This window comes from Gluconobacter sp. (assembly GCF_047722525.1).
GTDB lineage: Bacteria > Pseudomonadota > Alphaproteobacteria > Acetobacterales > Acetobacteraceae > Gluconobacter.
Genome location: NZ_JBDNYY010000008.1, coordinates 142,830 through 155,253, shown reverse-complemented (window position 1 = coordinate 155,253; position 12,424 = coordinate 142,830). Strand labels below are relative to the sequence as shown.

13 protein-coding genes are annotated in these 12,424 nt (G+C 63.0%); 5 read left to right on the top strand and 8 right to left on the bottom strand.

Features of this window, described 5'->3' with window-relative positions:
* Positions 1 to 212 (top strand): hypothetical protein (locus tag ABF859_RS09885; RefSeq protein ID WP_415527614.1); only part of this gene is annotated, 212 nt, incomplete at its 5' end.
* A 23-nt stretch (positions 213 to 235) separates the two neighbouring features.
* On the opposite strand, the gene ABF859_RS09880 is transcribed toward ABF859_RS09885, so the two are convergent.
* Together ABF859_RS09880 and ABF859_RS09875 are read right to left on the bottom strand one after the other, a co-directional pair.
* Entirely contained in the window at positions 236 to 1,468 is a 1,233-nt protein-coding gene (locus ABF859_RS09880; RefSeq protein WP_415527604.1) for a pyridoxal-phosphate-dependent aminotransferase family protein, read from the bottom strand.
* On the bottom strand, positions 1,465 to 2,700 hold the full coding sequence (locus ABF859_RS09875) for an allantoate amidohydrolase (RefSeq protein WP_415527603.1): 1,236 nt from the start codon (positions 2,698 to 2,700) through the stop codon (positions 1,465 to 1,467). The genes ABF859_RS09880 and ABF859_RS09875 overlap by 4 nt, the downstream gene beginning before the upstream one ends.
* A 103-nt stretch (positions 2,701 to 2,803) precedes the next feature.
* On the opposite strand from ABF859_RS09875, the gene ABF859_RS09870 reads away from it, so the two are divergent.
* Genes ABF859_RS09870 through ABF859_RS09860 form a run of 3 tightly spaced genes read left to right on the top strand, consistent with a single transcriptional unit; the run spans position 2,804 to position 6,548 of the window.
* A complete protein-coding gene (locus ABF859_RS09870; RefSeq protein ID WP_415527602.1) occupies positions 2,804 to 3,706 on the top strand; it encodes a LysR family transcriptional regulator in 903 nt (300 codons plus the stop codon).
* Positions 3,700 to 5,292, top strand: coding sequence for a gamma-glutamyltransferase family protein (locus ABF859_RS09865; RefSeq protein ID WP_415527601.1), 1,593 nt, complete (start codon positions 3,700 to 3,702; stop codon positions 5,290 to 5,292). Before ABF859_RS09870 ends, ABF859_RS09865 begins: the two co-directional genes overlap by 7 nt.
* On the top strand, positions 5,286 to 6,548 hold the full coding sequence (locus ABF859_RS09860; RefSeq protein WP_415527600.1) for a cation:dicarboxylate symporter family transporter: 1,263 nt from the start codon (positions 5,286 to 5,288) through the stop codon (positions 6,546 to 6,548). Before ABF859_RS09865 ends, ABF859_RS09860 begins: the two co-directional genes overlap by 7 nt.
* Before the next feature lies 1 nt (position 6,549).
* Here ABF859_RS09860 and ABF859_RS09855 read toward each other — a convergent pair whose 3' ends face one another.
* The 3 genes from ABF859_RS09855 to ABF859_RS09845 form a co-directional block, all read right to left on the bottom strand.
* Positions 6,550 to 7,884, bottom strand: coding sequence for an AtzE family amidohydrolase (locus tag ABF859_RS09855; RefSeq protein WP_415527599.1), 1,335 nt, complete (start codon positions 7,882 to 7,884; stop codon positions 6,550 to 6,552).
* A complete protein-coding gene (locus ABF859_RS09850; protein ID WP_415527598.1) occupies positions 7,881 to 8,063 on the bottom strand; it encodes a DUF4089 domain-containing protein in 183 nt (60 codons plus the stop codon). Before ABF859_RS09850 ends, ABF859_RS09855 begins: the two co-directional genes overlap by 4 nt.
* A gap of 159 nt (positions 8,064 to 8,222) precedes the next feature.
* Positions 8,223 to 9,137, bottom strand: coding sequence for an NAD-dependent epimerase/dehydratase family protein (locus ABF859_RS09845; protein ID WP_415527597.1), 915 nt, complete (start codon positions 9,135 to 9,137; stop codon positions 8,223 to 8,225).
* A 305-nt stretch (positions 9,138 to 9,442) separates the two neighbouring features.
* On the opposite strand from ABF859_RS09845, the gene flgH reads away from it, so the two are divergent.
* Positions 9,443 to 10,189 (top strand): flagellar basal body L-ring protein FlgH, encoded by a 747-nt coding sequence (flgH, locus tag ABF859_RS09840; RefSeq protein WP_415527596.1) that lies wholly within the window; start codon positions 9,443 to 9,445, stop codon positions 10,187 to 10,189.
* Positions 10,190 to 10,246: 57 nt separating this feature from the next.
* Here flgH and ABF859_RS09835 read toward each other — a convergent pair whose 3' ends face one another.
* The 3 genes from ABF859_RS09835 to ABF859_RS09825 form a co-directional block, all read right to left on the bottom strand.
* On the bottom strand, positions 10,247 to 11,488 hold the full coding sequence (locus tag ABF859_RS09835) for a hypothetical protein (RefSeq protein ID WP_415527595.1): 1,242 nt from the start codon (positions 11,486 to 11,488) through the stop codon (positions 10,247 to 10,249).
* Between the two features lie 3 nt (positions 11,489 to 11,491).
* Positions 11,492 to 11,926 carry an ExbD/TolR family protein gene (locus tag ABF859_RS09830; RefSeq protein WP_011252842.1) on the bottom strand — a complete coding sequence of 145 codons (435 nt, stop codon included), beginning with the start codon at positions 11,924 to 11,926 and terminating at the stop codon, positions 11,492 to 11,494.
* A gap of 72 nt (positions 11,927 to 11,998) precedes the next feature.
* Positions 11,999 to 12,424 carry an ExbD/TolR family protein gene (locus tag ABF859_RS09825; protein ID WP_211560859.1) on the bottom strand — a complete coding sequence of 142 codons (426 nt, stop codon included), beginning with the start codon at positions 12,422 to 12,424 and terminating at the stop codon, positions 11,999 to 12,001.

Here is a 12,424-nt window from a genome sequence, read left to right as displayed (position 1 = left end):
ATCTCATGCAGGAGGGCAGGATCATGCCTCGTGGAGACAAGTCAGCCTATACGGATAAGCAGAAGCGTCAGGCCGAGCATATCGAGGAAGGCTACGAAAAGCGGGGCGTGTCCGAAAAGGAAGCCGAACGCCGGGCCTGGGCCACCGTCAACAAGGAAGACGGTGGCGGGAAAAAGAGCGGATCGGGCCGGAAGAACCATCCGAAAAAATGAGGCTTCCGGCCCGGCAGGCGTGATCAGGCAGCGTCCCAGGCGGCGCGTGCGGCATCCACGCCGGCGCCACGGTTGAGAGCCACGCCTTCGCTGGCCAGCACGGAATCAAGGGCGGCGAGCGTCAGCAGGACCTTGTCCTTGCGGGCGTTGATGCCCATTGCCCCGATACGCCAGATTTTTCCCGTCAGTGGACCGAAGGACGAAACGATCTCGATCCCGAAATCGTCACGCATGAGTTGGCGGACGCGGGCATTGTCCACCCCGTCCGGCACCCAGACGCCCGTGACGTTATTCATGCGGGTGGCATCATCACCATAGACCTTCAGACCCATGGCCCGCAGACCGGCAACCATGGCGCGCCCTGCCCTCACATGACGCGCAACGCGGGCCTCCACGCCCTCTTCCACAACCAGACGCGCCGTTTCGCGAGCGGCGTAGAGCATGGATGTGGCTTCGGTGTGATGGTTCATCCGCGCCGGAGACCAGTAGTTCATCAGCATCGCCAGATCGAAATAATTCGACTGGATCACCGGCCCGTCACCCTGTGCCTGACCGGTCGCAATTCCGGCTTCGTCATGACGGCGTTTGAGAATGGCGGCAACGGCACGCTCGGAAAGCGTAATGGGCGCGGAACCCGGGGGGCCGTTCAGGCACTTCTGAAGACCGGCCGTGGCGACGTCGATGTTCCAGGCGTCGGTCTCGAACGTCATGCCGCCGAGCGTGGCAGTGGCATCCACATAGAACAGCACGTCATGCTTGCGGCAGATCCGGCCGATCTCTTCGAGCGGCTGGGCCGTCGTGGTGGACGTGTCACCGTGCACACAGGCGACCAGACCGGGCTTGTGCTCGATGATGGCGGCTTCAATGAGCGCCGGATCGACGACCTGCCCCCAGCCCACGTCCACCGTGCACGGAATGCCGCCACAGCGATGGACGATTTCCGTCAGTAGCAGGCCGAAGCGGCCAAAGCGCGGAATGACGACCTTCATGCCGGGCGACACCAGCGACACCAGCGCCGCCTCGATCGCCGAGCGGGCAGAACCGTTCACCAGCAGCGTCCAGTGGTTCTTCGTGCGGAAGACCTCCCGGTACAGCGCCATGACCTCATCCATGTAGGCAGTCATTTCCGGGTCCATCTGGCCGATCACGTCATAGGACATGGCGCGCAGGATACGCGGATGGACGTTGGTCGGCCCGGCGCCCATCAGCAGGCGGGACGGCGGATCGAGCTGTGCGAAGGTTGCGGGATGGGTCATGACTGGAACTCCTTCACGAAGGCAAGCAGGGCGCGGTGGGCGAGATCAACGTCTCCCACGCGGACGGTTTCATCGGGATGGTGGCTGAGGCCACCGGGACTGCGGATGAAGAGCATCCCCATCGGGCACAGATCGACCATGGCCATCGCATCATGACCTGCCCCGCTCAGGACGCGCTGGGCGGGGCGGCCCGTGACGGCCGTAACGGCCCGGGCCAGGCGCTCCACCAGTTCTGGCGCGCAGGCAGCGGCGGGCAGGTATTGCGGGGTGTCGAACGTGATGCCGAGGCCGCGCCGGGCGGCGATGACACGCAGGTCGGTACGGATCGCATCGGCCATGGCATCGCGGGCCTCGTTCGTCTCTGCACGCATGTCCAGCGAAAAACGGACCTCGCCCGGGATGACGTTCGACGTGTTGGGCGTGACCTCCACATGGCCCACCGTGGCCACCTGCGTGGCACCTCCGGCGGCACCATTGCGCTCGACGGCCAGGATCATTTCCGCGGCGGCCGTCAGGGCGTCCTGACGCATGGCCATGGGGGTTGTTCCGGCATGGTCGGACTGGCCGCTAACGGTGACGCGCTGGCGGGTCTGGGCCGCGATGGCGGTAACGACACCGATTTCGCCATCCGCGCTTTCGATCGCCGGGCCCTGTTCGATGTGGGGCTCGATATAGGCGATCAGTTCCTCCGGACGACGGGTGGCTTCAGAAAGAGACGCAGGGTCGAGGCCATAGCCTATCATGGCGTCGGCCATGGTCACGCCGGACGCATCCGTCATGCCTTCGGGAATGGAGTCGATCAGTCCGGCCATGGCGCGGGAGCAGATCATGGGGGCGGCAAAGCGGGAGCCCTCTTCGTCCCCGAAGCCCATGATCTCAATGGCGAACGGCAGTCGTATGCCATCTTCATTCAGGGCGGAGACAAGCTCGATTCCCAGCATGACGCCCAGATTGCCGTCGAAGGGACCGCCATTGCGGACGGTATCGAGATGGGAGCCGATCATCAGCGCCGGGGCGCCGGGCGTAAGGCCCTCGTAGCGTCCGACAAGGCTGCCGGCGGCATCCAGACGGGTGGTCAGACCGGCTTCCGCCATCCATTGCGCAACCTGTGCGAGGGTGCGCTGATAGGCAGGACCGAGCCAGAAGCGGAATAGACTGCCCGGTGTCTCGCTGAAAGGAACATCCGCGAGAATACGGCACCGCTCGACGGCGCGGGCTCCGTGGGCTGTCATGAAGGCTCCTGTCTGCGGTGATGGTGCAAGGGAGGGGAACTGTGCGCTCATAACGGAATCAGATCAAGTTGACCTGCCAATAAATATGGTCCCACATATTGGCATGAAAGATCAGGTGCATCTCGATCCGTTCCATCTGCAATCCTTTCTCGCGGTCGCGGAAACGCTGCATTTCACGTCTGCCGCGCAGAGCCAGGGGGTAAGCCAGTCCACCATCAGCCAGCATGTCAGCCGGCTGGAGGAACAGCTTGGCACGCGCCTTCTGGCCCGGAGCACCAAGAGCGTACGGCTGACCGAGGACGGTGCGGCACTGATCGGTCTGGCGCGTCACCTTCTGCAGTGCGAGGACAGCATCCTGTCCCGTTTCCGGCAGGAGGCCCCCCGGGGCACGATCCATCTGGGCGTGACGGAAGATCTGCTTCTGACGCGCTTTCCCGAGATCCTGGGGACGTTCCGCGCCTCCCATCCCTCCCTTCAGATCACGATGACGGTCGGACTTTCGGCACATCTGGCGCATCTGCTGGAGCAGGGGGAACTGGATGTGTGGTGCGGGATGCGGCGCACCAGCGAGACGCGCGGACAGAAGCTGTGGACGGAGGACATGCGCTGGTATGCGCCTGCGGGGGCGGAGTTTCCCGCAGAAAAATCCGTCCCGCTCGTGACGTTTCCCGATGGCAGCGTTACCCGGCGACTCGCGATCGAGACGCTCAACCGGGCCGGACGGGCCTGGCATCTGGCCTTTACCAGCGGCAGTCTCGGGGCACTTCTGGCGGCGGTGCGGGCGGGATATGGCGTAACGCCGCAGCCGGCCTTTCTGCGCAGCGTGGAGCATCTGTCGCATTGTGCGCCGGGCGTACTGCCGGAAATGCCGCAGGTCGAGTTCATTGCCTCGACCCGTCACCAGATGGCGCAGGGGCCGGAAAACCTGCTGATCCGGACCCTGTGTGCGCATATCCCGCGCCTTCAGCCTGATCTCTTACCCCTTTTGAGGACACAGCCATGCTGACACCCAATGCTCTTGGCGGAATGGTGACGTCTCCGCATCATCTGGCCAGTCAGGCGGGGCTGGATGTCCTGCGCGATGGGGGAACGGCCATCGAGGCGGTCGTCGCCACAGCCTCCACGCTGGCGGTGGTATATCCGCACATGACGGGTCTGGGCGGGGATGCGTTCTGGCTGATCTGCCATCCCGACGGGCGCACCGTGGCCATCGATGCATGCGGCGCGCTGGCGATGGGAGCGGACCATGCAGTCTACGCGGAAGCCGGACACAGCACCATTCCCTGGCGTGGCGGCCTGGCGGCCAATACGGTGGCAGGAACGGTCTCGGGCTGGGAGACGGCGCTGGAACTGAGCAGCGAAATCCGCGATCCCCTTCCGCTCGACCGGCTGCTGCGTGACGCCATCTTTTATGCGGAGCATGGACGTGTGGTCTCGGAGAGCGAGGCAGCCCTTCTGGCGCAGAAGCAGCCGGAACTGATGTCGGATCCGACACTGGCGCGGATCTGTTTCCCCGAAGGCAAACCCTGGATGACGGGCAGCATCCGCAAGTCGCCCGAACTGGCCCAGACCCTGAGAATGCTGAACCGGGACGGGCTGCGGAGCTTCTACAACGGACCGCTGGCGCGCAGTCTGGCAGCCGATCTCGCGGCGGCGGGCAGCCCGGTCCGGTCACTGGATCTTCTGGCACATCGGGCAGAGGTCAAGGAGCCGCTGCATGTCCAGACCAGCGATGGTTTCCTGTACAATACCGCTCCCCCCACGCAGGGCGTGGCCTCTCTTCTGATCCTGGCCCTGTCGGACCATCTGGACCGTTCGGAAGGGCCGGAGAGCTTTGAACATGTGCATGGTCTGGTCGAAGCCACCAAGCAGGCATTCCTCTACCGCAACCGTTATACGGATGGCAGCGAACATTCGGAGGCCCGGGCCCGCGCCCTGCTGGCCGACCCGGCGCGGCTGGAAGCAATGGCGGCCCGCATTTCCATGACCCATGCCCTGCCCTGGACGGAGCAGACCCAATGGGGGGACACGACATGGATGGGGGCGATCGACCGCAATGGTGTGGCGGTCAGCATGATCCAGAGCCTGTATTTCGAGTTCGGCTCCGGCGTGATGCTGCCGCAGAGCGGGCTGTTCTGGCAGAACCGGGGATCGTCCTTCCGTCTGGCGCATTCCGGCTGGAACATCCTGCGTCCGGGCGCCAAACCGTTCCATACGCTCAACCCGGCCGCAGCACGCCTTCGGGACGGCCGGACCATGGTCTACGGCACCATGGGCGGCGAAGGGCAGCCCCAGACGCAGGCCGCGATCTTCAGCCGTCATGTCCGGTACGGCGTACCGCTTCAGGAGGCCGTCCGCCGTCCCCGATGGCTGCTTGGGCGGACCTGGGGAGACGAGAGCCTGTCTCTCAAGGTGGAGCCGGGATTCGGGCCCGACGTCATGTCGCGGCTTGAAGCGGCGGGGCATACGGTCGAGGCACTCCCCGAACAATCCATCATCATGGGTCATGCGGGCGCCCTGATCCGCCATGAAAACGGGCGGCTTGAGGGCGCGACCGATCCACGCAGCGACGGAGCCGTTGCCGCGTGGTGAAATATCTGGCGGGAAACCTGTTCGCGCAGGTGGTGCTGGCGACGGTTCTGGGGCTTGGCGCCGGACTCTTCTTCCCGGCTCTCGCCGATGATGTGGGATGGATGACAGCGCTGTTCATGCGCCTCATCATCATGGCGGTCGGCCCGCTGCTGTTCTGTATCGTAACGCTCGGGATTCTGGGCGCCGGATCGCTGAAAACGGTCGGGCGGCTCGGGGGGCGGGCCCTGCTCTATTTCGAGGTCATGACGACGGTGGCGCTCGGCATGGCGGTCCTGGTGGCGATGGGGCTCGGAATCGGCCGCGGTGTCGGGTTTGTGCCCACCGCCGAGGATGCGCGAATGATCGCGTCCTATGGCGGGCATGCGCAGAGCCTGCGGGCGGGCGGCATCAGCAGATTTCTGCTCTCGCTCGTCCCGCGCACCCCTGCGGAAGCCTTCACACAGGGGAACGTCCTCCAGATCCTGGTCTTCGCGATTTTTGCCGGGTGCTGCCTCAGCGGTATGGGAGAACGGGGGGCGCCTCTGGTCCGGCTGATCGAGAGCGTCTCCGAGCTGTTTTCGCGCATGATGGGCGTCATCATCCGCGTGGCGCCGCTGGGTGTGTTCGGCGCGATGGTGACGACGACCGCGCGTTACGGGCTGGAGACGATCGGGCATCTGGCCGGGTTTACGGCGCTGTATTTCCTTCTGGTCGGCCTCTTTATCGTTGGCGCTCTGGGCGGTGGACTACGCCTCGCAGGTGTCAGTCCGCTGCGGTTTGCACGGTATTTCCGCGAAGAACTGCTGATCGTCGCCACGACCACCGCGTCGGATGCGGTTCTGCCCAGTCTGATGACCAAGCTCGAAAAGCTCGGGGTTGAGCGTCAGGTCGTGGGGATCGTGGTGCCGGCCGGGTATTCGCTCAACCTAGATGCACTGTCGATCTATCTGGGACTGGCTGTCATCTTTCTGGCCAATGCCACCAGCACCCATCTGACGATCTGGCAGATTGCGACCCTGCTGGTCACAGCGCTGGTTACGTCCAAGGGTGCGCACGGGATCCCGGGCTTTGCAATCGTCATTCTCGCCGCGACGCTGGCGAGCGTGCCCTCCATTCCGCCGGCCAGTCTGGTGATGCTGCTGGCGGTGGACTGGTTCGCGGGGATCGCGCGAGCGGTAGGCAACTTCGCGGGCAACTGCGTGGCCCCCGTCCTGATCGCAGCCTGGGAAAAGCGCCTCGACCGTACGAAAATGGCCGAGGCACTGGGGCGCCCCTGATTCAGATCAGACGCGCTTCCGCCAGACCATCCGCTTCCAGCTTTTCAGCGAGAGCGAAAAGCTGGTCCTCACGACCCGGCCGCGCGATCAACTGCGCCCCCAGCGGCAGACCCGGAACTTTCATCGGAACCGTCAGGACCGGAAAGCCCGCCAGTGTCAACGGCTGCGTGTAGAGCCCCAGATTGGCGCGGGCAGAAACCATCTTTCCGCCGATCTCGATTTCCGGCTGATCGAAACGGGGGGCCTCGCCGACAAGGGCCGGGGCCAGCAGGATATCAGTCTTCGCAAAAGCCTCGTGCATGCGGTCCCGGAACCAGTGCCGCAGACGGTGTGCCTGAAAGATCAGTGTGGAGGGCAGAAGGGCACCGGCCAGCAGCCGGTCCCGGACAGCGGGATCATAATCGGCGGCCTGTGTGCGCAGACGTTTAAGGTGCTGCCCCGCCCCTTCGGAAGCACTGATGACGAAGGCCGCGGCCCGTGCCCGTGCCACTTCGGGAAGTTCGACACGATCCGTGGCTCCCAGCGCCATGGACAGGGTATCGACGGCCTTCTGCATCGGCGCAGACATGTTTTCGCCGAACCACCCACCCAGCCGGGCAATACGCAGGCTGCCGACATCCACCTGCGGCAGCGGTCTTGCGCAAAGGGCTTCGAAAGAGGCTTTGAGGCCGCCCGCACTGTCCGCAAAGGGACCGACCGTATCGAGGCTCGGGACGAACGGATAGCTGCCCTCAACCGACAGGCGTCCCTGCGTGGCCCGCAGGCCCCAGACGCCGCAGAGAGACGCCGGAACACGGATGGAGCCGTTCGTGTCAGAGCCGAGGCCGATGGAAAACAGGCGTGCCGCCACACCCGCCGCCGAACCACCTGAGGATCCACCGGCCAGATGGTCCGGCGCATGGGGGTTGCGGGTGTTGCCGTAATGGGCGTTGATCGTGGCGAATCCATAAGCGAATTCGTCCATATTCGTCAGGGCCACGGGAATGGCCCCGGCGGCGATCATATGGGCGACAAGCGTGGCATCCTGCGTGGCCGGTGGATCGTTCGCGAGAACCTTCGATCCGGCCGTCGTGACTTCGCCACGAACATCGAACAGATCCTTGATGCCGAACGGCACACCGGCGAGCGGCCCGGGGTCCTGGCCCTGAAGGACCAGACGGTCCACACGCTCGGCGGCTTCCAGAGCCCGATGCATCAGCAGACGCGTGACGCAGTTATAGCTCCCGTCCCGGCTTTCGATATCGGCCAGAACCTTTACGGCCAGTTCGCGGGCGGAGAGTTCGCCTTTGCGCACACTGGCCGCGAGCGCGACGGTACGCTGCTGAAGACCGCTCATGGTTCGTACCTGAAAGCGGGCTCAAGGCGCTCGGGCATTTCAAGCCCTTCGATCAGCGCGCCATAGCTGCGCAGGAGATCAAGATTGGTCCGCACCCCGACATGAAACGCGGAGGGAATGGTCAGGCCGTTCGCAGCGGCGAGCACCGTGATTTCGGTGTCATGAGGATCTGTCGTCATACAAACTCCGCTTTCCGGTTCTGCGTGCCGGCCCTGTTCCTGTCGCGTCCGGCACAGGAAGGACAGTCATGTGAGGCCGCGAAAAGAATGACAACCCGTTCGAGGGCTGTCCAGAGTCGGGCGATTTCATATCGGCAATTTCATGCCATCCACCGGGTCTCAGGGTCTGATCCGGCAGCGCCAGTCATTGAGGACCGTAACCAGCGTCTCGTGCCAGGGAATGCGCGGGGACCAGTCCAGTGCCTCCTTGGCGGCAGCGGAATTGCCCTGCATGGACGACAGTCCAGATGGGCAGGGGATAGCAGGATCCACCTCAATGGCTGCGGAAATGCCTGCCACGTCCAGAAGATCGCGGGCCATGGAACGAATGGTCCGGGTGACGCCGGAACAGATGTTGAGGACCGTTCCGTTCGGCAGGGACTGCGGGAGAGCGAGCGCATTGATATAGGCGTCACAGGCGTCGCGGACATCGGTAACGTCAAAGCCCGCACCGGGATGACCGACGGTGATGGTCGGGGGCTGCTGGCCTGCCTCGATCCGGGCGACCTGTGCGGCGAGAAACGGCAGGACGGCCTCTTCATCCTGTCCCGTTCCTGCCTGGGTGAAGGCGCGCAGACGCAGGCCGTGCAGCCCTTCCCGACTCAGATTGCCAATCGCCAGATCCGCCGCTGCCTTACTGGACGCATAGGAATTAACCGGGGCAATCACGGCTGACTCGTCGAGAGGCTGACCGGAAGAGAAACTGGCCCCATAGATTTCAGCCGTCGAGACGAACACGAAACTGGCTTGAGGCGCGTAGGTCTCGAAAGTTTCAGCGAGGATGAGCGTCCCATCCAGATTGACCGTCCACGCATTGGCACTTTCAGCCTTTGCCCGCGCAACCGAAGACACGGCGGCCAGATGCAGACAGGCATCCGGCTTTTCACTCCGGACAAACCGCTCGACGGCTGCCCGGTCCCGGATATCCATCGGATCTTCCAGCAGGACGTGGCCCGGGAGACGATCCCGCAGCCGGGCCTTGAGGTGCTGTCCGACGAATCCCTGTCCACCGGTCAGCAGAATCCGGAGGCCCATTTCAGGACCCCGGAGCGGAAGAACTGTCCGCGATGGAGGAGGCAGAAACGATCGGCATGGGGCATTCTCCCGGCAGGATGGGCCCGGGCTGCCCGAAATGTCAGCCCACGCCATGCCGTTTTCGGCCACATCCCGCGAGAGGGCAAGACAACAGGGAAGAAACACCCCTTCAGGCCAACGTCCTGTCCGCTGGCAGGTGCCACCCGAGTCTTGTCAGTGCGCCATACCAGCAGCGTCTTAACAGGTTTTTTACCGTTCTCGTGTTTGCTTGGGGTCATACGGAACTGACGGATCTCAACTTTCCCATGCGGCACGCTTTTCGACATTCTGTTCGCACTCTGGGGCTGCTCAGCCTCCTGCCGGTCCTGTCGGCCTGCAATTCCCTTGCGCAGATGTCCGAGATCGGACGACCGCCCCGCATGACGTCCATTTCCGATCCGACGCGGGCCAATTCCTACCGTCCCGTCACGATGCCCATGCCGCCCCTGCAGGCCCCTCCCGACGAAGCTGCAAGTCTGTGGCGCTCGGGAAGCAAGGCGTTCTTCAAGGATCAGCGAGCCTCGCAGGTGGGAGATCTGGTCACGATCATCGTGGACATCACCGACAATGCCGCCTTCAACAACGGGACGACCGCGGACCGGACCGCCGACGAGAAATTCGGCATCCCCAACCTGTTCGGCATCAAGGGCAAGATCATCAGTTCCATTACCGGTGCGAACAGCCTGAATACGTCCAGCAGCAGCGATTCCGGCGCTACAGGCAAGATTACGCGCAACGAAACCGTGACCCTCCGTCTGGCCGGAACAATCACGCAGGTGCTGCCGAACGGCAATTTTGTCGTGATGGGCAAACAGGAAGTACGGGTGAACAGCGAGTTGCGGGAACTGGGAGTGAGCGGAATTGTGCGCCCGCAGGATATTACCGCTGACAACACGGTAACGCATGACCGCATGGCCGAAGCCCGGATTTCCTACGGAGGTCGTGGAACTCTCACCCAGCTTCAGACACCTCGCTATGGCCAGCAGGTCATGGATGCGGTCCTGCCGTTCTGAACACAAAAAAGCCGGGGAAAGACCCCGGCTTTTTCTCAAGCATCCGAAACGGACGCCTTACTTCGCAGGACGCGACAGCAGAAGCGACCAGAGTTCAGCAACATCGCGGGCCGGCCCGTTCCCCGAAACCGAGGAGAATGTCTTGATGGCTTCGGCTTTCTGGCCACCATCCATCTGGGCCATACCATATTCAATCTGCGCCAGATCCGGATAGCGCGGATTCTTGCCCAGACCCGTCTTCATCAGCGCCAGACCGGCATCAACCTGCCCATTCAGAACCTGATTGTAACCAGCGGTCAGAGCCGGGCCGGCATTCGGTGCGGAAGCCGCCTGCGTGACAGCCGAGGCAAGCTGTCCTCGGCTCGTTGCAGCCTGCTGGGCCACAAAAGCGTGGAATTTCGCATCCGCTGCTGCGGTCGCGCCGTTTCCAAGGGAATGATTGGCATAGCCCTGGTTGAGCAGGTTGAGTGCCAACTGGGGCAGACCCATCTGAACGGCGCGTTCAGCCATGTCCTGATAGTCGGACGGATCCTTCAGCACACCCGTCGCCAGACGCAGACGCTCAACATAGAAGATGAGCGGCGGCGAGAGGTTCGGGTTCGCAACCAGATCGTGGATCAGCATCGACCAGTAATCAGGCTTGGAATAATATTTCGCCAGAAGGACATAGGCATGCGTCTTCGCATCCGCGTCCTTCAGGTTCGTATAGGCCGTTGCCAGCATCTGGAGCTGGTTCTCGGCCGGAACCTTGCCAGCCTTGATCGTGGCATCCACCTGTTCCTGCGCAGCCTTGGCGGTGCCTTTCCAGTCCTGCTGCAGATAGTAGCACTGGATCAGCATCGTCTGCATGCGCGGATCGGCGCCATATTCATGCAGGTAACGCTCGGTGGCCGGAATGGCGCGGGCGTACTGCTTGGCGCTGTAGGCCATCGTGGCCTGCGCCATCAGCATCTGGCCCTTGGCCGCCTTCGGCGTGCGGGAGCTGTTGATCAGGACATCATAAGCCTTGATGGCAGCATCCGTATTACCGGACTGCGCGGCGATGGCCGCGCGCATCTGGGCCGTGGTGTAGGCTTCGTAATCGGTCTTGCCCTTGACCGCATCTGCGGCGTCGACGGCTTCCATCGCCTTGGCATAGTTCTTGGAGGCCAGGGCACTCTGGGCCTGCTGCAGATCCTTGCCAACGGCCTGTCCGAGGACATCGTCAGCATGGGCCGAACCGGCAAAAGCGGCGATACCAAAGACACCGGCCAGCAGGAGATTACGGGCGCTCAGACGGCGGTAAAGGGACAAAGACACGAATTACTGTCCTTCCATGAACTGATCCAGACCGACAATCCCCAGCTTGGTCATGCCGAGACGCTGTGCATCTGCCATAACATGGGCCACCGTCTTGTAGTCGGCAAGACGATCGGGGTGGATATGCATCTCAGGCTGGTCCGGCATTGCTGCGGCAGCTTCGAAATGGGCCTGAAGAGCGGCCTCGGACGTGATCGGCTCGTTGTTCCAGGAAATGCTGTTGTCGTAGCCGATGCTGACGGTCACGAGCTTGGGTTGTTCGGTCGATGGGGGAGGATTGCCCTGAGGCAGATCGATCGCCACCGAGTGTGTCTGAAGCGGGATGGTGATGATCAGCATGATCAGCAGCACCAGCATCACGTCGATCAACGGCGTGGTGTTGATATCGACAATGCCTTCGTCTTCGTGCGTGCTGTCAGATCCGACGCTCATGCCCATGACGGCGGTTCTCCAAAAAGGTGACGTGAAAGCTGGAACGGGCCGTTTCGTTCAAAACGGCCCGACACGACCTCAGTTCGAGTGAGGCTGCTCGGTAATGAAGTCCACATGGGCGATCCCTGCCTCCTGGCAGGTTGCGACCACCTGGCCAACTGCCAGATACTTGGCAGCCTGGTCACCGCGGATCTGGATCTGCGGCTGAGGCTTTTCCTTTGCCGCCTCGACGAGGCGGTTCAGGAGGTCCGTGTGGTTCGTGACCGGTGTCGTATTCCAGAACACCTGACCGTTCGAATTCACTGCCAGGACAATGTTGCCTTTTCTGGTCTGCGTCGGCGTATTCGCATCGACCGGCAGCTTGACCTTCACCGAGTGTGTGGCAACCGGGATGGTGATCAGAAAGATGATCAGCAGCACCAGCATGACGTCGACGAGGGGGGTGGTGTTGATTGCCGACACCACCTCGTCGTCACCGCCGCCTCCTCCGACGTTCATTCCCAT

Excerpts from the sequence above, each read along its gene's own strand:
- ABF859_RS09855 (WP_415527599.1), bottom strand. The coding sequence starts at position 7,884 with ATGAGCGGTCTTCAGCAGCGTACCGTCGCGCTCGCGGCCAGTGTGCGC.
- ABF859_RS09865 (WP_415527601.1), top strand. The coding sequence starts at position 3,700 with ATGCTGACACCCAATGCTCTTGGCGGAATGGTGACGTCTCCGCATCAT.
- ABF859_RS09825 (WP_211560859.1), bottom strand. The coding sequence starts at position 12,424 with ATGGGAATGAACGTCGGAGGAGGCGGCGGTGACGACGAGGTGGTGTCG.
- ABF859_RS09875 (WP_415527603.1), bottom strand. The coding sequence starts at position 2,700 with ATGACAGCCCACGGAGCCCGCGCCGTCGAGCGGTGCCGTATTCTCGCG.
- ABF859_RS09880 (WP_415527604.1), bottom strand. The coding sequence starts at position 1,468 with ATGACCCATCCCGCAACCTTCGCACAGCTCGATCCGCCGTCCCGCCTG.
- ABF859_RS09850 (WP_415527598.1), bottom strand. The coding sequence starts at position 8,063 with ATGACGACAGATCCTCATGACACCGAAATCACGGTGCTCGCCGCTGCG.
- flgH (WP_415527596.1), top strand. The coding sequence starts at position 9,443 with ATGCGGCACGCTTTTCGACATTCTGTTCGCACTCTGGGGCTGCTCAGC.
- ABF859_RS09870 (WP_415527602.1), top strand. The coding sequence starts at position 2,804 with ATGAAAGATCAGGTGCATCTCGATCCGTTCCATCTGCAATCCTTTCTC.
- ABF859_RS09845 (WP_415527597.1), bottom strand. The coding sequence starts at position 9,137 with ATGGGCCTCCGGATTCTGCTGACCGGTGGACAGGGATTCGTCGGACAG.
- ABF859_RS09830 (WP_011252842.1), bottom strand. The coding sequence starts at position 11,926 with ATGGGCATGAGCGTCGGATCTGACAGCACGCACGAAGACGAAGGCATT.